We start from the raw sequence: 19,766 nt of genomic DNA on the forward strand, positions 1-19,766 counted from the left end.
AAAAAATTACAAAGAAAAGAATGCTTTGGCTTTATCGAGGGTTTCTTGATATTCGGCTTTGCCTTGCGAGTCTGCGACAATGCCTCCCCCTACATTCAATACCAATTTCCCTTTTTTAGCGATGAGGGTTCGAATTAAAATATTCATATCCATGTCGCCGGAGTCGCTCAAATAGCCGAGGGCGCCGGTGTAAAAGCCGCGGGTTACGGGTTCAAGTTCGTCGATGACTTCCATAGCGCGTTTTTTGGGACAGCCGGTGATGGAACCTCCGGGAAAACAGGACTTGAGAAGGTCGAGAGCGTTGTATTCGGAACGCAATGTGCCGCGAATTTCGGAAAACGTGTGCCACACGGTCGGACATTTTTGCAAGGCGCGATGGAGCACGACGTTCACGCTGCCAATGGCGCACGTTTGGCCAATGTCGTTGCGCAAAAGATCGGTGATCATGTTGAGTTCTGCGGTTTCTTTTTCATTGGCGAGAAGGTCGTTTTTAAATTTTTCGTCTTGAATCGGAGTTTTGCCGCGAGGGCGTGTGCCTTTGACCGGAAATGTGAAAACGGTTCGATCGCGAAGGGTTAAAAATCGTTCGGGCGAAGCGCTGAGTATCGTAAAATCATCGGTCTCAAAATAAGCGCTGAGGGGCGCCGTATTTTTTTCACACAATCGCACAAAAAGCGTGCGTAAATCCCCCTTAAATGGCGCGGTGAGGCGATGCGTTAAATTGACTTGGTAAATGTCGCCTTCAAGAATGTAATTTTTGATTTTCGCGAAAGCGTGATCGTAGGTTTTTTGAGGCATTTCAGGAGTGAAATGAAGCGGATTGAGTTTTTTTACTAAGGGAATTTTTCGTTTCCAAATCGCTTCAATGGTTTGAGGGACGGTTGAAAAAATCTTTTTAGTGCGATGATTAAAACACACGAATTGGTCGTAATAATGAAGAGTGGCGAGAGGCAGAAGATCAGGGTTTTTGGTGTTTTTTTTAAGATTGAAAAGGGAATAGCCAATGTCGTAAGAAAAACTTCCAATCCATCCTCCGCAAAACGGAAGCTTGTGGGGGTTTTTTATATTTTGTGTGTTCATTTTTTTCTGCATTTTTTTAAAAACATCATCCTGCTGCGTGCCGACAAACGTCTTTTTTGGATTGAAAGCGAGAATGGACCAGCCTTCATTTTGCTCGAGTTTTCCGGTGTATAAAAAAGAGACCTTTTTTTCGGTTTTTTGAAGTTTTTGAAATAATTGGAGGGGGTCGAAATGTGAAATTTCAAGCTTTTGGCAAGCGGGCGGGAAGAATTTTTGTTCACATGGGAGCGAAACGCCTCGCAGACCCGAAGCGGAGCAAAGGGTCCCTCTTTTGAATTTTGAATTCGAATTCAGAGAGACACAGGATCGCTGCGCTCCCTGTGTCTGGTTCTCAAAAATTTTCTCTCCCTCTTGCCTGGGAACCCATTTCAAAAAATTTCGAATCAAAATATCTCCCCCTTGCGTGAGAAAAGATTCGGGATGGAATTGAACGCCAAACACCGGGTATTTTTTATGTTGGATGCCCATGATAATGCCGTCTCGGGTCCGGGCGGTTTGGATGAAATCTTTTGGCGTGCGATCCAAAATGAGCGAATGGTAACGGGCAACATTGAAGGGATTTTTCGCTGTGCGAAAAATCCCGATCCCCTCATGCTCCACTTCACTCACCTTCCCGTGCATCACGCACGGCGCTCGAACCACGTTTGAGCCAAAGACTTCTCCAATACATTGATGTCCCAAACACACGCCTAAAATCGGTTTGGTTTTGTAAAACTCACGAACCACGTCACAGGAAATTCCGGAGTCCTTTGGTTTTTTCGGCCCCGGTGAAATTACGATGGCGTCGTACCCTTCACGTTTAATTTGCCCGATTGTAATTTCATCATTTTTCTTCACCACAACGTCAGCCCCCAATCGCTCCAACTGCTGATAGAGGTTGTAAGTGAAAGAATCGTAATTATCGATTAGGAGAAGGCGCATGAGGAAAAATGACCAATTTTATAAAGGCAATTCCTTGCTGATCGCCACATTCACTCTCATGGTTTTTCGGTGGCGAAGCAAGAGGAGAACCAAGGCCACCGCCATGTACGCGGCGCACAATGCCCAGGGCGCGAACACGTTTTGCGTGATCGCAACGCCTCCCAACAACGGTGACAAAATCGCGGATAAAAACATCACGCTTTGAATCACTCCCACAATTTCTCCGCGTTCTTCTTTTTTTGCCGAACCTGCAATTTCACTCGTATTGACCACACGAATCAAGGCATTGGCAAAGGACATCATGACCATGGCGATTAAAAATAATGTGAAATTTTGACTCAAAATCATTCCGTAGGACACAAAAGCAACGGCCGCGGCGCCAATTTCCAACCTACGTTCGTTGAATCGCTTCAACCAAAAATGCTTGAGTAAAAATCCTTGATTGAATGCTGTAATCACGCCAATGCTGGCCAACAACACTCCATTCCATGACGCCGAAATGTTGTACGCCATATGCGTGAATAAGCTGAAAATCGTCTGCATGCTTCCAAAACTCATGGTGTATAAAAACCAAATCACCAACAAATACGCGATCGTGGGAGAAGCGAAGGCTTTTTTTAAACCTTTAAACGGATTGATGGATAATTTTCGGGATGCGTCTTTGTGGAGGTTGCTTTCGGGCAAGAAAAAATAAGCGAAAATGGCATTGGCCAACGACAAACCCATGGCCATCCAAAAGGGAAAGGACATCGAATACGTGGAAAGCAATGCGCCCAATCCGGGGCCCAGGATAAATCCGATTCCAAAAACCGCTCCCACCAATCCCAAATTCGAGGTGCGTTCTTTTTCGTCTTTTGAAATATCGATGAGATAGCTCTGCGCTGTGGCAATGTTTCCGCTCGTGATGCCATCGATCACGCGACCCAAAAGCAGGAACAAAATGCTCCCGCCCCAGGCAAATAAAAACCAACCCACTGCGGTTCCAAACAGGCTTAAAATCAACACCGGCCTGCGCCCATAACGATCTGAAATCCCTCCCAACAATGGCGCGGCAAAAAATCCAAAAAATGAATACACGGAAAACAAAGCCGCAGCAAAAAATTCCGAGTGCGTTACGTTCTCCACATAAACCGGTAAAATCGGCGCCACCAGCCCGATGCCCAGGACATCGATGAAGACCGTGAGAATGATAATGAGTTTGGCTTTGGACATGTGGGCACGATTCTACTCGTTTACTTCCTCCACAGTCCAGGCATCTCCCACCCAAACGGCTGCAATTTTTACAGGGAAGCCCCAGTTTTTCACGGTTTGCATGGCTTTTTTGACGTGTTCTTTGTGTTCAGCTTCAGACACGGGATTGCCGGCACACTCGGCATGCGCCACAATCACCACGGTTTTGGATCCGTGTTTTTCCACGGAAATGGCGACGCGTTTTTTCATAGAAGCCAAGGTGGCCTGATCTTCATTTTTAGCTAAAATCCCATCCGGACCGGGCTCGGTGACGGTGTCCACATAATCAACACCGTATTTTTGTTTGATCCACGTGTTGACCGGAAGTTGGGTGCGGCCATCCATACAATTGATGACCGTGGCAAAAGAACCATGACTCATAAAATAGGGGTTAGGGATTGAAAATTAAGATTTAGAAAATCGACGCATGAGTAGTCCGTTTTTCAATATAAAAATCATACTCCCTGCCATAAATCCTCCCACCAACGCGGAGGGAGTCAATAAAAACAATAAAAATAAAACACCGGTGACGATGGTCGGGGAAAGCATGCCAGTCATAAAAATAAATTCATTTTCATATTTCACCTTACCTTCAACAATGGATGGCTTTTGTGCCAATTTTTTAAATAAAAATAAATTGGTTAAAAATACCAAATCCGCATACCCGAATACCGCAAACATAAATCCCACTAAAAAATTAAATTCTCCGTTTAAAATAACATTTTCCGGGTCCCCCATTTTCACCCTGTAAACCCCATAGGTCATTCCCAAAATTAAAAGATACGCTATCAAAAATTTTATTGGATTTTTTTTCATTTTTTCCATTTTCTTTAAATTGGGCGAAGCTTCTTTGCCAGCGATTTCATAATACTTTTCGTACTCTTTTTTGCGCGCTTCAAAATTAGTGACGGCTAAAAAATAATTGGCAAACATAAGAACCACCATGAGCGCCAAAAGAATATAAATGTTCATAAAACAGGATTTAGGGCTGAATTTTTAATATGACGGTGTGACTTATAAAAGAACCATCCCACCACCCCAAATGTTACAATCGGAGAAAGCCAAGAGGGGATTTCAACGCCGAATGAATCCAATAACATGATCATTCCCAAAAACAAGATCGAATACATGGCGCCGTTTTTGATGAAAATATATTTTTTAATGCGTTCAATGTTGCCAATCGTGATTTCTCGGACCACAAAGGCGCCCAGTCCGTTTCCCAATAAAATCAAAGGAACCGAAAGCGTAAAAGCAAAGGCTCCAAGCACGCCATCAATCGAAAACGTAGCATCGATCACTTCCAAATAAAGGATTTTGCTGATGTCGGAAAGGTCATTGGTCATGAGTTTTTTCTCGCCGGCTTCCGCATTTTGCTTGAACCCGTGCGTGATGAAAAAAGCCGTAGAGCCCACCACAGCCCCGAATGCCATCATGGCTTCGCGCTGGATTGCGAACCAAACGATCGTGGCGAGAAGAACCGAAACCACGGCATAAAACCAAATGCCGTTTTTAAGAAAAAATTTTTCCGTACGCGGGAGGCCAAAGTGTTTTTCTTCCAAAAAGAGCCAGTGAAAAAACAAGAAAATCAAGAAAACACCGCCTCCGGAAAGAAGAATCGGGGCCGAGGCTTCGATGGCTTCTTTGACCGAGGGATCATTCGAAAATGTAGACGTTAAGGCTCCGATCGGGCCCAAAGCCGGGTTCACGACCCACACAATAATCCATGGCAGCAAGCCGCGAATCACAAATACGGCAAACAACAATCCCCAAAATAAAAACCATTTTCGCGCCTTTTTCCCCATGGTGGACAGCACCTCGGCATTGATGATGGCATTATCAATGCTGGAAATGGTTTCAAACAAACACAGACCGCCAACGGTAATGAGAAGACTTAGAATTGACATTTTTTAGGTTTTTTAATCGGAAGCATTATATCACTAATATATCCAATAGGAGTTGAAAAAACCATCCCTCCCCAGAGTGATATTTCGAATTTTGTAAATCGTCGAATAAAAACATTTTCTTTTGTGTAGAATCGATGATTTTGAATGCGAGTTACAGTGAGATGAATGGTTTTTAAATATTTTTTCGCGAGTGGATCTGTGAATTTTTCGCCATACATCGAAAGGATCACTCGGCGCCCCATTTTTTTCATATTTTGAATCGCTTTTTCATCTTTTTCGATATAGCCCAAGGTGTTGTTGAGGCAAAGAACGGCATCGAATTTATGATTCAAATGGAAATGAGGTTTTGTGATGTCCCCTAAAATAAATTGCACATTTTTGAATCCCGATTTTTTAATTTTTTGGCGAGCAATAGTTAAAAAAGGCGCCTCGCAATCCAACCCCGTTACTTTTAAGTCCGGACGTACTTTTAATAATTCCAAAATTCTGGTGCCATCCATGCATCCCACTTGCAAAACTTTAGCGTGAATCGGTAGATGCTTTTTTAACCATGAATTTCATAAAGCCAATTGTCTTTGTTGGGTTTGGGAAGTTTTTCCAATGTATCGCAATTGAGATAAAAATCGACTTGTTTTAATTGTTCCAAAATCGCTTTGAGTGCCTTGAGTGGCAATCCCACTACATTGTCGTAATCGCCAATGATTTTTTCAACAATAAAAGCGCCTTTGCCCTGAATCGCAAACGCCGCGGCTTTGTCGAGCGGCTCGCCCGTGGCCACGTATTTTTTAATTTCGCCGGGGGTGAGGGATTTTATTTTCACGCGCGTGGTCACGGCTTTTTTAATGATTTTTTTGCCTTGAATTATCGCGATTCCACTTATGATTTTCAGTGTTTTTCCGCTGATTTTTTTTAACATTTTCTCCGCCGCAATTGGCGTGTGAGGCTTCCCCAAAATTTCTCCTTCCAAAAATCCCAACGTGTCTGCGCCGATGATAATATCGTCCGACGAATGATGTTTTGCCACGGCCTCGGCTTTTTTGAATGCCAAATAACACACAAGTTTTTTTGGAGGGTACGGCAAATGCTTTTCTTCCTTATAATCCGACGCTTCTACGCGAAATTTCACTCCAAGTTTTTTTAACAATTCACGTCGACGTGGCGATTTGGAAGCAAGAATTAGAGTCATTGTCGTTTGAGTTTCTCAATAAGTTTCGGCAACACGGTGAACCACTCCTCTACCAGAGTTGGCGCGAGATCCGTCCCTTCCACTCCCGCAAAATAATAAAATTGACCCTCTTTTATTCCCACCATTCGCGCCCCCGGTTTTTCTTTCGCTGCAAAAATCTTTTCAAGCAGAGGTTTGATTTCTTCGCTATTCAATATTTTTTTAATCCAAAACGCATCGTTGCCGTACACATCGAGAGTTTGATACATTCCTCCAATTCCCTCAATTTTTTCCGTCTTATTTTTTTGATTCGACTCCTCCATTTTTTTCTGAATAAAATTTCTTAAAAATTCAGGCAACTGACTTAAATCCGCTTCCGGCATTTTTGTTTTTACAAAAAAAACCTTGTCTGAAACCAAGGGGCTTGTGATTTGAACGCGTTCCCCCACTCTACGACGACGATGATGGTGGTGATGATGTCGAGATCTCGTGACTCCGAATAAATAGGAATCGTACTGACTTTGATTTTGATTGAAAAATTCAACCTCGAGCGGGCATCCTTGAGGCCTTCCTTCATAACACAACCGCACGCGACCGCTTCCTTTTTGCGTGAATCCTCGAGGGATAAAAAACTGATTCAAATAACGAATTCTTTCTTTATTGAGTCCGGAAACGCTAAACCTTACGATAAGAATCAACAGAAAAAAAGCTCCTCCCAGGGCCTGGACTTTCCAAGATTCATCCAAATGAGGGGCCACCCAAATAAGGATGCCTCCCCACAACGCAAACGGGAAAAACACTCTAAAAAGAATCCGCCCGATGTGCGGTTTATAAGGTTGGATTTCCCCGGATTGAAAATTTTCCATAAAAAAGAGCTAAGAGTTATTTCCTAATTGAGCATCCAAATCGCGGCATTGAGAACCGCGGCAAAGCTGACCCAGGCGATGTACGGGAGGAAAAGATAAGCGCCTGCGGATTTTATTTTTTTCATTTCAAAAGCGGTCCAAAGGATGAAAACCCACAATAAAACCAGTTCGAAAAAAGCGATATCCGGTCTTTTTAATCCAAAAAAGAGGGGCGACCAGATTAAATTGAGCGCGAGTTGAATGTAAAAAAGAATTTGGGCTTTTTTGGTTTTTGCCCAGCCTTTTTGCCAGAGTAAAAATAGGGCGATGCCCATGAGGGCGTACAACAGCGTCCATGCAGGCCCAAAAAGCCAATTGGGCGGACTGAAGGAAGGTTTTTCAAGCGTGGCATACCAAGAACCGATGGCCGGGAATGTAAAAAAACTGCCGAGCAGTCCGGCTGACTCACACAGCACAATCGCGAAGAAGCAAAGGAGGAATTTTTTCATAGGGAGGGGATTTTAAAGCTTGTGTCATGGTGAGGAATCCCGAAAGGACATCTCGAACCATACATTCATGAACAAGTTAATGGGAAGAAATTCAAAATACGGGGGAGAAAAAATGCTTCGCATTTTTTCTGGCGGAGAGGGCGAGATTCGAACTCGCGATTCCGCAATGCGGAATGACGGTTTTCAAGACCGTTGCCTTCAACCACTCGGCCACCTCTCCAAAACGAAAGGGAGACCCTGGGGTTCTCCCTTTCGGGAACCCTCTCCCAGCTGTTGTTCGTAAAATAATTTTCGCTCAACTCCGTCGCAAGCCAGTTTCGGGACCCACAAGCCCCCTAACTGTTTGCGACATCGTGCGCTCAAATTATTTTACTCACCTTATTGATAAGATAAGGTTATGACTCGTTCGGGGCCCACAAGACCCGAACTCGTCATGTTTTTTAAAGAACCTTTAAGAACGGTTGGATTCTATCGGATTTTAGGAAAAAGGCACAAGTAAACGGAAAGATTACTGATTTGACAAAAATACAAAATTTGTTTATATTTCCACGCCTCTCTCCCTTTTATCTCCAAAAATAAATCATGACCCCTGAGCCTAAAAATCTTGTAGTAGAAGAATCCTCTTTGCTCGGCATCCCTAAATACAACCCCACCGTCGACATTAAGTCTTCCGATGGACGCCCGGTCATGACCGAAAGTATGATCCAACGTGCCATTTCTTTAACTTGGCTACGGAATACTTTGGCTACTCAAAAGCCAGACTGTACTCAAAAATTGGATTGGAATGATCTTTATGTTTGGCTTTTTACCTATTTGGGTTTATCGAGGCATGAATTGATTACAAAAGCTAGAACCGGCCCATTCATTGAGAAGAAAAAAATCCCCACCTCCGCAGAAATACCTAACATTTTTTGGCAAACAAAACTTTTAACCAGTGATTTTAATACTTCATTTGAGAGAGATACCAGTTATTCAGTGAGCGGACGAATTAATGAGCGTATAAAAGAATGTCTTGATCTTTTCAAGCAATTATCTTGCCTCCCTATAATCCAAACTGAAGGCAATGGGTCTGCTAAGGGATACCTTCTTCCTCCCGAGATGAATCCTGTGTTGGAGGGCCCCGATCTCCCTGTTTTTGCTGTGATGGTTGCCATTCATGAAGCGTTGCGTGAAGTTCGAGGCAAAAGTCCACAACTTTCAGAGCTGACGGCCGAGGCTTGTATCTTTGATGGAATTGAAACAGTCACTCTTTTTGGGCAAAAGTTCCAAATACAAGAGCTTTTAGCAAAAATTAATGATGTTAGGAATAGAATACCTCCTGCTTTATTGGAGAGCCCTCCTATTTTCGAACATGAAGCGCTAAAAACTCACCCCCTTGCTGGAAAAAGGCGGTCAGCGGCGCGCGAATCAACCTTTATTCCTAAAGACGATGGACGTCAGACAAGCCCTTCTCGATTGTTGGTAGAGGGCCGAACTAGGGTTCCTAATTTTGTCTGGGATACCGGAGGAGCGACCAAGCGAACATGGGGACGATAATCCATAAAATTTAGCCCTACATCCTCTCCACCGCCTCAATCCCCAGCAAAGCGAGGCCGTTTTTGAGCACATGGGCGCAGGCAACGACCAAATGCAAACGTGCGGCGCGCACTTCGGGGGTCACGCCTTCGAGTACCGGATATTGGACGTAAAAGCCGTTGAGAAGTTGCGCGAGTTCGTTCAAATAATTCGCGACCAAATGAATGTGATAACTGTTGCCCGCACTCACCACGATTTCGGGGTAAAGTTGAAGTTTTCGGAGAATGGCGATGATTTCGGGTTCTTTGAGGTCATGGTTCGAGACGCCACTTCGTGGCTCCTCACCATGACAGTCGCTCCGTGTCTGCTCACCATGACTTGCCTTTTCGCCCCCCTCAGCCTTCCTCAAAATCGATTTCAACCGTGCATAGGTGTACTGCAAATACGGACCCGTGTTCCCCTGAAAATCAATCGACGCCACCGGATCGTAAAGCATAGTCATGCGGCTGTCGACCTTTAAAATAAAATATTTGAGCGCCCCGAGTGCGATGGCTTGCGCCAAATGTTTTCGTTCTTCGCCTTGGTATGGCATTTCGCGCTCGTCGAGTTCTTTTCCCACCATCCCTTCGAGTTCGTCGAGAAGGTTGTCGATGTCCACGGTCGTGCCTTCGCGCGATTTCATCTTGCCGCTGGGCAAATCCACCATGCCGTAACTCAAATGATAACACCGCGTGGCCCACTCGTATCCGAATCGTTTCAAGACTTCAAATAAAACCTTAAAATGATAATCCTGTTCATTGCCCACCACGTAAATGATTCGGTCGAGAGTCGGGTCGTTTTGCATGCGCCCCACTGCGAGTTGAATGTCCTGGGTCATGTACACGGTCGTGCCGTTGGAGCGGAGAAGTACTTTGTACCCGGTTTCGGAATCGCCGAGCCCGCAATCCTTGAGATCGATGGCAATGGCGCCGCCTTCAATGCGTTCGGCGCGGCCTTGTTCGAGCGCTTTTTCCACCAGTTTTCGCCCGCCTTCGGACATGTCGCTTTCAAAGGTTGAAAAATCGAATTTTGCTCCGATGCGGTCGTAGGTTTGATTGATGCCTTTCCACACCCATTGGTCCATTTTTTCCCACAATTCACGAACGTGCGGGTCTTTTTCTTCCCATTGTTTGAGCATCATGTTCACTTTTTCTTCGAGAGAAGGATCTTTTTCCAATTCTTGCGCGTATTTCACATAATAATCGCCCACAAAATGATCGCCTTTTTTGCCCGTGCTTTCCGGGGTTTCGTTGTGCCCGAAAAGTTCATAGGCCAGCATACTTTTACAGATGTGAACGCCGCGGTTGTTGGCGTTTTGAGTTTTCACGACCTCGTAGCCGTTGGCTTGCAAAAGATTCGACACCGCCATGCCGAGAAAATCGTTGCGTGCGTGGCCGAGATGGAGCGGTTTGTTGGTGTTGGGAGAGGAATATTCGACCATGACTTTGGTGCCGTGGCCGAGGGTGTTGGTGCCGTATTTTTCGGCTTGAGAGCAAATGGTGGTGAGGTTCTGAACGAGATAGTCGGGTTTGATGTGAAAATTAATAAATCCCGGGCCCGCGATTTCCACGCGATCGACAAAATCGAGGGTCGGCAAATGTTTGACGAGGGTTTCGCCCACTTCTCTCGGAGGTTTTTTGACGATTTTGGAAAGTTGAAGTGCGATCGGGCACGAATAATCCCCGTGATCCGGATTCGAGGGGTACTCAATAGGCGCGCTCACTTTTTGATTGAACGCAGAGAGAATTGCGGATTCGAGGGCTGTGATGAGTTGATCCTTTAACATGCCCCTAACTTAACAGAAAACCACAAACGCAGCGAGTGATTTTAAGTGAACAGCCCGGTGTGTAACCGAAAATTGTATCTTAAATATTTATTCCCACTTTTTTAAAAGTCCGCTTAGCGCACTCATCAATCTCCTTAAAACATTTTCCAATTCTACTTCCTTAAGTTCCAACCCATTAATTTTTATTAATGATATCATCTTGCCATTCATTTGAACCCTGTTGCAAAGGGTGGTATCCGCACCTCCTAAAATCAATGTGGCACCGCCGTTTTCAGTTTTATGAATAACCGTTATTCTCCCATCTTTAATCACGAGTTCTGCATGTACCCTTGAAACAAAAATGGATGTTTTTTCGTCTGCAGGAACCTCGACATAATAATTCTTGCCTTTGGCTCTTGGCTCTCTTCCAATCATGATGTGAATTTCTTTTCCTTTTTTTTCTTTTGGGAGAGCGGTCTGCGTTCCTTCTGGGCTTACATATTGTGCGCTCCCTGAGTCATCGATTGTAAAAGTTCCCAAATTTAACCCCGAAGTTCCCATCATAACAACTAAAGTGGCTTCTCGAAGATCCGATAATAACGCCCCGGGGTAGTTTAATTGTGTTGCCGCCCCTTGATATATCCTTTCCTCGGGTGGCTCTTGGTTCTCAACCCTTTTTGTTTTAGGAGAAGAAAACGAGGGCGGAATGGGTAATTCTGACATATTTTTAATTAAATTTTACGTTTTTTATAACCTTTTGACTCCCCTGATTATTACAAAAATCCTTTTTAGGCATAGCATAAATATATTTATTTGGAAACCCCCTCTCCCTTGAAAATATTTTTCTTTTATGGTATGATTCTAAGATTTCTTTTTAAAAAACATTAAAAACAAAACCCATGTCTATGCTTTCAAAGGTTTCGTCCAAGTCTGTTTTAGCCCTTGTTACAGGCCTCACGCTGGTGAGCGGGCTCGTGTTCCTTTCACCCTTTTTGGCCACTGCGGCTACAACCGATGCTCCGGCTACCACTACGGTTGCCACTGCCTCGGATACCAAGGAGCCAAGTTATGTGGACAATGTCAAAGCCGTTCCCGGCGATGGTGCTGTCACCCTTTCTTGGGATGCTTCCACCGACAATGTGGCGGTGACGGGTTACAAAATTTATTTGGGAACCGAAACCGTGGATGCAGAAGGCAAGTCTTATAATATGGACTCCGTAACGGTGGGCAATGTCCTCGAATACACCGTGACCGGACTCACCAATGACACGACTTATTATTTTTCCGTGACCGCACTCGATTTCGCAGGCAATGAAAGTGTGGATTACAGTCTCGAAGTTTCGACCACTCCTTCCGCTTCCGCCAACGATGGCGTGCCTCCGACCGTGGTTTCCTCCGTAGCAACCAATTGCACGGAACTGAAAGTGACTTTTTCCGAAGCCGTGGAAGTCCCGGCTCAAGATGCGGGTTCTGCTTTCTCGATTGAAAATCTCGACAACACCCTTTATCTCGAAGTGACGGCCGTAACTGTGGATGAAAAAAATCCAGCGGTTCTCGTGCTCACAACGGATACGATGGAAAAAGGCGCCCAATATCTTATGACTGTGGGCACCGCGATTAAAGACCTCTATGGCAATGCCATGGTGAGCGGCACGTCCGACACCGCGGTTTATACCGGAGTTGAATGTGTGGTTGTAGAACCCCCCTCTGAAGATACTCCGACAGGTGACGTCCCTGCGACGACCGAAGAAGACACGACCGCCCCGGTTCTCAAAACCGTGGAAGCAGTTGATCTCACGACCGTTGAACTCACTTTTAATGAAGAAGTGGTGCTTCCGGTGGATGCCAATGCAGACGATGGCATTGATTTGACTCTTGCTCCGTTTGAAATTTCCGATGATTCCGGTGTTGCGGTTCCCTTGGTTTCCGTGGCGTACAAAACAACGGATGAAACCACGATCGATGGCACTCCGGTGGAAGATAGGACGATGGTGATTTTGACCACTCCCGAACAAACCGCTTCCGCGGATTACTTTATTACCGTGACCGGATTGATGGATGCCAAAGGCAATGCCACGATCGGCGATCTCAACAGCTCCGGAACGTATACGGTTCCCGCCCCGGTGGTTGAAACCCCGGTGGACACGATTGCCCCCGAAGATGTTTCCAACTTTCTTGCTGATGTTGCAAATGCGGTTGTGAATTTAAGTTGGGAAAAGAGCGTGAATACCGCAGGGGACCTTGTGGATCAAATTCTTTATATGAGCAAAGACGAAGGGGTCTCATTTGAACAAGTGGGAGCCTTGGGCAGCGACACCACTTCCTATGTCTACGAAAGTGGAGTGGAAGGCGAAACGTATATGTTTAAAGTTGCCACTCGAGATGCCGTAGGGAATGAAAGCACGGGAATGGTGGTGACTGCCGCCTTGCCTGTGACCGGCCCGGAAATCATTCTTTTGGCCATTGGCGCCTTGCTGGGAGGAGGACTCTTGGGAAAGAAAAAAAAGAAATAAGCGAGTTCATTTTATTTTAACATTTTGTTCATGACACCCCTGCTACACTGCGGGGGTGTTTTGTAAAAAAAATATCATTTATGGCGGTTTGATTTTCATAATTCTTATTGCGATCTATTTTTATAAAACACCGCGATCCGACACGCTGTATCTTGATTTTTTGGCTATTGGCCAAGGGGATTCCATCTTGATCACGATTCCGGGGCCGTATCGCATTCTCGTGGATGGTGGGCCGGACCAAAACGTACTTTCCGAACTCGGTGAGGTTATGCCGTTTATGGATCGAACCATTGATCTCGTCATTCTTACCCACCCGCATGCGGATCATGTCGATGGGTTGGTTCAGGTGTTGCGACGATACCGAGTGCGAGCCGTGCTCATGACCGGGATGACGTACAACGATTCCTCGTATGAGGCTTTTCTAAATGAAATTCAAGATCAAAATATTCCGTTTTTCATCGCTTCCGCTTCTCAAGATTTTGAGTTCGGCCATGCAACCTTCGATCTTCTCTTCCCTTACACTTCTCTGGCCGGGACTTCGATGGAAAACATCAATAATTCCTCAATTGTTTTTCGGTTGGAGGCGTGTGGACATTCCGCACTTTTCCAGGGTGATGCCGAACTGGAAGTCGAAAAATCACTTTTATCTCATGGGATTGATATATCGGCCGAACTGATAAAAGCCGGCCATCACGGGAGCCGAACCGCCTCAAGTCTTGATTTCTTGGAAGCCGTGGACCCGGATTTGATGGTGATCCAATTTGGGGAAGAAAATTCATTTGGACATCCGCATTCCGAGACGCTTGAAACGTTGGAAGCGTTGGATATTGCAATGCAAAGCACGGAAAAAGAACGAGTCCGAGTTGAATGGAAATGCCCCTAAATTTTCTCTTTATTCCCTCTCGATTTTTGCCCCCAAACTTCTCAAGCACTCGTCCAATTTTTCATACCCACGATCGATGTAGTCGATGTCATGAATATGAGTAGTCCCTTGAGCGGCCAACGCAGCAAGCACCATGGCGGCCCCGGCGCGAATGTCGCAACTTTTGATCGAGGCGCCTTGCAATTGAGTTGGCCCGTAAATCGTGGCTTGTTGCGGGTTGTGGAGGTCAACTTTTGCTCCCATTTTTTCGAGCTCGGATAAATAATTGAGCCGGCCTTCAAATAAGGTTTCAAAAATACGACTTTTTCCCTTAGCCTGCGTGAGCAAAATGGAAAATGGCGCTTGCAAATCCGTGGCAAACCCCGGGAAAACCGCGGTTTTTAATTGCTCGACCGGTTTAAAGTATTCTCCTTTTGGCAAGGGCTTCAATGTCACGCAATCCCCTTTGATTTCAAATCGCGCGCCCACTTCCTCCAGTTTCTGCCAAAAACTATCCAGATGTCCGGGAACAATCCCCTGCAAAGTCACCTCTCCCCGCGTCAAAAGCGCAGCCAAAGCCAAGGTCCCGGCCTCGAGATAATCACTGGTTACCGTGTATTCCGCGCCGTGTAATTTTTCAACCCCGTGAATCACCAAAGTATGTGTCCCCATCCCTTCAATTTTCGCCCCCATTTTCACCAAAAATTGGCATAAATCCTGGACGTGCGGTTCCATGGCGGCCCAATGAATCGTGGTTTTTCCTTCCGCCAATACGGCGACCATCACTGCATTTTCCGTTGCCGTCACACTGGCTTCAGACATCAAAACGTGGGTACCCTTGAGTTTTTTTCGTCGCGCTTGCACGGCAAATTCTTTTTCAATGATCTCGGCCCCCAATTTGGTGAACGCGTGCGTGTGCGCATGAATCGACCGCTTGCCCAACACACAGCCTCCCGGAAAAGCCAGTTCAATTTCACCATGACGCGCCAATAGGGGCCCCATGAGCAAAATCGAAGCGCGCATGTGCTTCACCAATTCAGGCGAAGCCGTAGTATTTTTAATTTTTTCCGTTCGAACATGGACCGTTCCTTGTTCAAAGCTCACTTCCCCTCCAACCCCTTTTAAAATATCGATGAACGCATGCACATCTGAAATATCGGGCACATTATGAAGCACGCACGACTCATCGGTCAGCAACGTGGCGGCCAAAATCGGCAAACTCGCATTTTTAGACCCATGGATGTGAAGGGATCCTTGCAACGGGATTCCTCCTTGGATAATAAATTGGGGCATAATTGGATTATACTTGATCTCAAGAATAAAAAAAGTTATGCTTGGCCACGCCTTTAAATTAAGGTTTTTTAGCTCCTTAATCCTTTTCTTCATGAAACGTTCCACTTTTCTTCTCGGGCTTTCCATCGTAGCATTCGCCCTCCTGTTGAGTGGTTGTTTTGGTGGAGAACAAGGCCCCACTCTTTTTGATGAAAACAATCCAATCGAAGGGGACGAATCCGCGGTTCCCGTTGTTGACACCACGGAATTCGGTTATAAAGCCGAAGGGACTCAATGCGTCAAGCAAATTCATGGAGGATGCGTCCCTTACGAAGGATTTAATTTCTATAAAGGCAGTCTTCTCGGGCTTCATTTTTTATATCCAACGAATTGGGCGGCCACGGAATCGGATGATTTACACATCAAGTATCTTCCCGCCGAACGGACCGGAGACAGCGATCCCACCATGCTCGTGATGTGGCGCGCTTACGGATTGGATGAATCATATAAGGCGGTGAATGTCACTCTCGCGGAAGAAGGAGTTGGAAAAATCGGGGATTATGATGTTAAATTCGAAATTTATGAAGGCACATGGAATGAAACTCCGGTCAAATCCGAATGGATTTATCTCACCATGGACAAAGATAACCCGGCTGCGAATTTCGTGTTTTTCTTAATGACCGAACCTGAAAACTTCATCATCGACCAAGAAGTGATCCAGGCGGCGGCGAGTTCGATTTTGATGGAGTAAAGAAAATGCAAAATTCGGGAATACGAAAAAATCGTTTAACGATTTTTTCTGGTGGGCAGGGAGGGATTCGAACCCCCGAAGGCAGAGCCAGCGGATTTACAGTCCGCCCCAGTTGGCCGCTTTGGTACCTGCCCGTGATTTTAAATACCGATAGTGGTGTTCTACATTAGAACGCCCAATTTCGCAAAAATATTTATCCTATTCCTTCTGGAGCCGACACTCGGATTCGAACCGAGGACCCATAGTTTACAAAACTATTGCTCTACCCCTGAGCTATGTCGGCAAAGAGCGACAGAATAAAATCATATTTACCTGGGAGTTTCAAGCAAAGATTGCATTTTCCCCTCCAAAACGCTACGAATAAGCCATGGCACTTAAGGATTTTCCCGGAGTTAAACAACAGATCCCCCTTAAACTTTATTCCACGTTTCGTGTGGGAGGACCTGCGGATTATTTTTATTCAGCGCGAGATGTTGAGAGTTTCTTGAAAATTTCGTCAGAAGCGAAAAGTGAAAACTGTCGTATTTTTGTCTTGGGAAACGGGAGTAATGTTCTTTTTTTGGATGAAGGATTCCGTGGATTGGTGATAAAAATGGAAATGACGGGCCTTGAAATAAAAGAGGACCGACTCATCGCTGAGGCGGGAGCCACATGGCCTTCCATCCTTAAAGTGGCTGAAAAAGCAGGGTTATCCGGACTCGAAGAAATGAGTGGCCTCCCCGGGACTCTGGGAGGTGCGGTTTGCGGTAATGCGGGTTGCTTTGGGAAAGAAATGGCCCAACTTGTAGAAAGTGCCCTTTTGTACGATCCCCTTTCCGGAAAAACCAAAGAAGTTGATCAAAATTATTTTAATTTTCGTTATCGCTGGAGCCGACTCAAAGAAACGCATGAAATTGTTTTACGCGTCACCCTAAAGCTTAAAAATCGAAGTCATGAAGGAAAAAAATCCGACATTTCGCTTGATAATGCGGGGAAACAGACACTCACTTCGTTCGCGTCTGAACGCGCCAAGAAACAACCTCCGGGCTTCAGTTCCGGTTCTTTTTTCAAAAATCCTTCCCCTGAAAAGCCGGCTGGACTGCTCATTGACCAATGCGGGCTCAAGGGATTTCGCGTCGGTGGCGCCCAAATTTCACCCAAGCACGCTAACTTTTTTATCAACACCGGGATGGCTTCGGCACAAGACCTCCTTTCCCTTCGTGATCAGGTTAAAAAATCGGTATTTGACCGTTTCCAAATCGCACTGGAAGAGGAGGTTATTATCGTTAAAAACAACCCATAACTTGCCCGGGAGTCAACCCGTCCTCCCGCATTCGAGTTGTATAGAGAACTTTTTTATAGTATAATTATATAAACCTCTCGATTATTATTTATTCATTATTTAATTTTTAACAATCCACTGTATGGTTTCCTCCCTCACAAAGACCACGGTGAAGCAAGGTGCCATTGTCCTCGGACTCATGGCTTTCGGCCTTATTGCGCTTCACTTGTTCTCAGTTGACATCGCCCATGCTCAGCTCATCTCAACCGAAGATGTGCCCCAAAACGTTGCCGATGCCACAAATGGCGAAGGCAGCTTCCGCACCCTGGCTCGCACCATGGTTAACTTCTTCCTTTATTTCCTCGGATTCTTGGCCACCCTCATGATCATCTATGGAGGTGTTCTCTATGTCACATCCGCCGGCAATGATGAAGGAGTTGGCAAAGCCAAAAAAATCTTGATCTACGCGGTGGTTGGAATCGTCGTCATTCTTCTCTCTTACGCCATCGTAAATACCGTGATCGGCGCCGGAGTCGGAGATCAGGCTTCCACCTAAACGTCGGATTTAAAAAAACAGTGGATTTTGATTGTCAAAATCAAGACCTCATTTCGCTCTGGCGAAATGGGGTCTTTTGAATCATTTTTAAGCGAAAGGGGCACCTAATTTGCGACGGTTCGAGCGCCCCCACCTTTTCTTTGAGTTTAAAATAGTCTTTTAAAGTTTCCGGAGCCTCGATGCGGTCATTTTTCACAACCACGGATTTTTCCGTGATTTCCAAGATTTCACTCCGATGAATGATACGTTTTTCACTGGTTAAAAAAAGGAATTTCTTAGTCACATACAATTGCGCAAGGGTTAGGGTTTCCATTTCCATCACAAAATCGTCAATTCGACCCAAATATTCCCCATCTTTAGTGACCACAGGCTTGTGAATAAGCCATCGTTTTTTCTCCGAAATTTCCATCACTCGGACCAATTCCCCTTCTTCCAACAAGGCATCGCCGGAAGAAATTTCCCAATATTCTCCGTTAAACGGCGCCACATCCAAGGCCGCGATCCATTGCCCTCCCACAGTGATGAGCGCCACAAGATTGCCCCTCTCGGGGTCTAAAATAAGTTGCGTAATAATTCCGCCTTTTTGTTCTTCATCAAGGAGGTAAAAGGGAAGTCCGATGAGTTGGGAATACAATTTCAGCATGGTTTTAGGGTAAACAAATGCGCCACAGAGTGCAATATGAGCCTTTTGGCTAAACGTTGGAGGGCGGTATAATGGGCTCATGCAAAAATCATCCTTTCCGTCCCTGCCTTTAAAATTTCGCTTGGCTACGGGGTTGTTGTTTATTTCTATGATCATCCCCGGTTGTGGCCATCCATCGAATACCATTTCTATCGTCAGTCAAAACACTGAATTTATATGTAGCTTTTGGGACGAGGAATGTAGAACGCACTATCAAGAAATCGAAAAGAATCCGGTGGTGCTATCCGGGGATAACGATATTGTTTCGATTACGGTTACGCAAAATACTTGCACTGATTTGGAAGTGGATTCCATAAAAAAGAAGGAAGATCTTATAATGATTTATTTGGTTGAAGAGGGTATGGCTTGTACAGGGGGGAGTGATTTAACGACAATGACATTGGACTTGAGTGAGCCTATTTCCCTGAATCATTTGACGGTTTACAAAGAACCCGAGAATGATAATGAATTTGAACAGGTTTTTCCTTTTGTTGAATAAATTTCCGGGTGTTGTTTTTCTCCTCAAAAAGGCGTATAATTATAAGATTTTTTAAGGATTATTTTTTGTATGGCCTCCCTCCTCCAAATCGCGATCCAAAATTCCAAAGTTTTGACCGATAAAATGCGTCAAAAATTATTGGCTTCCGAGCCTCAATTGAGTGAGGCGCAAATTCAACAAATTTTAGCGGTTCTTAAGGAGGAAGAAGGCAATTATGAAAAAATTATGCAAGAAGATGCGGCAAAAAAAACCGCCCTTGCAAACGATTACAACCTAAAAATTCGTGACTTCAATGCGCATACGATCCCGGCGGCCATGCGTTCCATTGAATCCAAAGATAAGGCCGACGAAGAAGAATCTCTCTCCGGTTTGCTTTCCGAACTTGATAAAACCTAAG

At 45.2% G+C, this 19,766-nt stretch carries 20 protein-coding genes and 3 tRNA genes; 8 read left to right on the forward strand and 15 right to left on the reverse strand.

Going from position 1 to position 19,766, the window contains the following annotated elements; all coding sequences use genetic code 25:
• Nucleotides 1–6: 6 nt before the first annotated feature.
• The 10 genes from WC882_03325 to WC882_03370 all read right to left on the reverse strand — a co-directional run bounded on the left by WC882_03325 (nucleotide 7) and on the right by WC882_03370 (nucleotide 7,874).
• Complete coding sequence (locus tag WC882_03325; GenBank protein MFA5842678.1) at nucleotides 7–2,001, reverse strand: chorismate-binding protein; 1,995 nt, start codon at nucleotides 1,999–2,001, stop codon at nucleotides 7–9.
• 18 nt (nucleotides 2,002–2,019) lie between these two features.
• On the reverse strand, nucleotides 2,020–3,213 hold the full coding sequence (locus WC882_03330; GenBank protein ID MFA5842679.1) for an MFS transporter: 1,194 nt from the start codon (nucleotides 3,211–3,213) through the stop codon (nucleotides 2,020–2,022).
• A 12-nt stretch (nucleotides 3,214–3,225) separates the two neighbouring features.
• Complete coding sequence (locus tag WC882_03335) at nucleotides 3,226–3,612, reverse strand: carbonic anhydrase (protein ID MFA5842680.1); 387 nt, start codon at nucleotides 3,610–3,612, stop codon at nucleotides 3,226–3,228.
• A 24-nt stretch (nucleotides 3,613–3,636) separates the two neighbouring features.
• Nucleotides 3,637–4,203, reverse strand: coding sequence for a hypothetical protein (locus WC882_03340; protein MFA5842681.1), 567 nt, complete (start codon nucleotides 4,201–4,203; stop codon nucleotides 3,637–3,639).
• Nucleotides 4,143–5,135: a DUF475 domain-containing protein gene (locus WC882_03345; GenBank protein ID MFA5842682.1), complete on the reverse strand. Its 993-nt coding sequence runs from the start codon at nucleotides 5,133–5,135 to the stop codon at nucleotides 4,143–4,145. Before WC882_03345 ends, WC882_03340 begins: the two co-directional genes overlap by 61 nt.
• Nucleotides 5,123–5,746 (reverse strand): class I SAM-dependent methyltransferase, encoded by a 624-nt coding sequence (locus tag WC882_03350; GenBank protein ID MFA5842683.1) that lies wholly within the window; start codon nucleotides 5,744–5,746, stop codon nucleotides 5,123–5,125. The genes WC882_03345 and WC882_03350 overlap by 13 nt, the downstream gene beginning before the upstream one ends.
• A complete protein-coding gene (locus tag WC882_03355) occupies nucleotides 5,680–6,321 on the reverse strand; it encodes a Maf family protein (GenBank protein ID MFA5842684.1) in 642 nt (213 codons plus the stop codon). The genes WC882_03350 and WC882_03355 overlap by 67 nt, the downstream gene beginning before the upstream one ends.
• On the reverse strand, nucleotides 6,312–7,166 hold the full coding sequence (locus WC882_03360; GenBank protein MFA5842685.1) for a hypothetical protein: 855 nt from the start codon (nucleotides 7,164–7,166) through the stop codon (nucleotides 6,312–6,314). The genes WC882_03355 and WC882_03360 overlap by 10 nt, the downstream gene beginning before the upstream one ends.
• A 23-nt stretch (nucleotides 7,167–7,189) precedes the next feature.
• On the reverse strand, nucleotides 7,190–7,654 hold the full coding sequence (locus WC882_03365; protein MFA5842686.1) for a TspO/MBR family protein: 465 nt from the start codon (nucleotides 7,652–7,654) through the stop codon (nucleotides 7,190–7,192).
• 129 nt (nucleotides 7,655–7,783) lie between these two features.
• A tRNA-Ser gene (locus tag WC882_03370) sits at nucleotides 7,784–7,874 on the reverse strand.
• Between the two features lie 362 nt (nucleotides 7,875–8,236).
• Here WC882_03370 and WC882_03375 point away from each other — a divergent pair.
• On the forward strand, nucleotides 8,237–9,190 hold the full coding sequence (locus tag WC882_03375; protein ID MFA5842687.1) for a hypothetical protein: 954 nt from the start codon (nucleotides 8,237–8,239) through the stop codon (nucleotides 9,188–9,190).
• A 16-nt stretch (nucleotides 9,191–9,206) separates the two neighbouring features.
• Here WC882_03375 and argS read toward each other — a convergent pair whose 3' ends face one another.
• Complete coding sequence (gene argS / locus WC882_03380) at nucleotides 9,207–10,994, reverse strand: arginine--tRNA ligase (protein ID MFA5842688.1); 1,788 nt, start codon at nucleotides 10,992–10,994, stop codon at nucleotides 9,207–9,209.
• A gap of 87 nt (nucleotides 10,995–11,081) precedes the next feature.
• Nucleotides 11,082–11,696 carry a hypothetical protein gene (locus tag WC882_03385; GenBank protein MFA5842689.1) on the reverse strand — a complete coding sequence of 205 codons (615 nt, stop codon included), beginning with the start codon at nucleotides 11,694–11,696 and terminating at the stop codon, nucleotides 11,082–11,084.
• Between the two features lie 176 nt (nucleotides 11,697–11,872).
• On the opposite strand from WC882_03385, the gene WC882_03390 reads away from it, so the two are divergent.
• Nucleotides 11,873–13,486 carry an Ig-like domain-containing protein gene (locus tag WC882_03390; GenBank protein MFA5842690.1) on the forward strand — a complete coding sequence of 538 codons (1,614 nt, stop codon included), beginning with the start codon at nucleotides 11,873–11,875 and terminating at the stop codon, nucleotides 13,484–13,486.
• A gap of 88 nt (nucleotides 13,487–13,574) precedes the next feature.
• Nucleotides 13,575–14,369: an MBL fold metallo-hydrolase gene (locus WC882_03395; protein ID MFA5842691.1), complete on the forward strand. Its 795-nt coding sequence runs from the start codon at nucleotides 13,575–13,577 to the stop codon at nucleotides 14,367–14,369.
• A gap of 9 nt (nucleotides 14,370–14,378) precedes the next feature.
• Here the strand turns inward: WC882_03395 and murA are convergent, their stop codons facing one another.
• Nucleotides 14,379–15,641 carry a UDP-N-acetylglucosamine 1-carboxyvinyltransferase gene (gene murA, locus WC882_03400; protein ID MFA5842692.1) on the reverse strand — a complete coding sequence of 421 codons (1,263 nt, stop codon included), beginning with the start codon at nucleotides 15,639–15,641 and terminating at the stop codon, nucleotides 14,379–14,381.
• A 91-nt stretch (nucleotides 15,642–15,732) separates the two neighbouring features.
• On the opposite strand from murA, the gene WC882_03405 reads away from it, so the two are divergent.
• The gene (locus WC882_03405; GenBank protein ID MFA5842693.1) at nucleotides 15,733–16,371 is read left to right on the forward strand and encodes a hypothetical protein; all 639 of its coding nucleotides are present in this window, start codon (nucleotides 15,733–15,735) and stop codon (nucleotides 16,369–16,371) included.
• A gap of 49 nt (nucleotides 16,372–16,420) precedes the next feature.
• On the opposite strand, the gene WC882_03410 is transcribed toward WC882_03405, so the two are convergent.
• Both WC882_03410 and WC882_03415 read right to left on the reverse strand, forming a co-directional pair.
• Nucleotides 16,421–16,505: transfer RNA gene (locus WC882_03410), tRNA-Tyr, on the reverse strand.
• 74 nt (nucleotides 16,506–16,579) lie between these two features.
• Nucleotides 16,580–16,654, reverse strand: a tRNA-Thr gene (locus tag WC882_03415).
• Nucleotides 16,655–16,738: 84 nt separating this feature from the next.
• Between WC882_03415 and murB the strand changes: the two genes are divergently transcribed.
• The 4 genes from murB to WC882_03435 all read left to right on the forward strand — a co-directional run bounded on the left by murB (nucleotide 16,739) and on the right by WC882_03435 (nucleotide 19,765).
• On the forward strand, nucleotides 16,739–17,653 hold the full coding sequence (gene murB, locus WC882_03420) for a UDP-N-acetylmuramate dehydrogenase (GenBank protein ID MFA5842694.1): 915 nt from the start codon (nucleotides 16,739–16,741) through the stop codon (nucleotides 17,651–17,653).
• 121 nt (nucleotides 17,654–17,774) lie between these two features.
• Nucleotides 17,775–18,188, forward strand: a complete 414-nt coding sequence (locus WC882_03425) for a pilin (protein ID MFA5842695.1) — start codon at nucleotides 17,775–17,777, stop codon at nucleotides 18,186–18,188.
• Nucleotides 18,189–18,910: 722 nt separating this feature from the next.
• Nucleotides 18,911–19,369 carry a hypothetical protein gene (locus WC882_03430; protein MFA5842696.1) on the forward strand — a complete coding sequence of 153 codons (459 nt, stop codon included), beginning with the start codon at nucleotides 18,911–18,913 and terminating at the stop codon, nucleotides 19,367–19,369.
• Between the two features lie 69 nt (nucleotides 19,370–19,438).
• Nucleotides 19,439–19,765 (forward strand): hypothetical protein, encoded by a 327-nt coding sequence (locus WC882_03435; GenBank protein ID MFA5842697.1) that lies wholly within the window; start codon nucleotides 19,439–19,441, stop codon nucleotides 19,763–19,765.
• Nucleotide 19,766: the final 1 nt, after the last annotated feature.

This window comes from Candidatus Gracilibacteria bacterium, from assembly GCA_041658685.1.
GTDB lineage: Bacteria > Patescibacteriota > Gracilibacteria > UBA1369 > UBA12473 > JBAZZS01.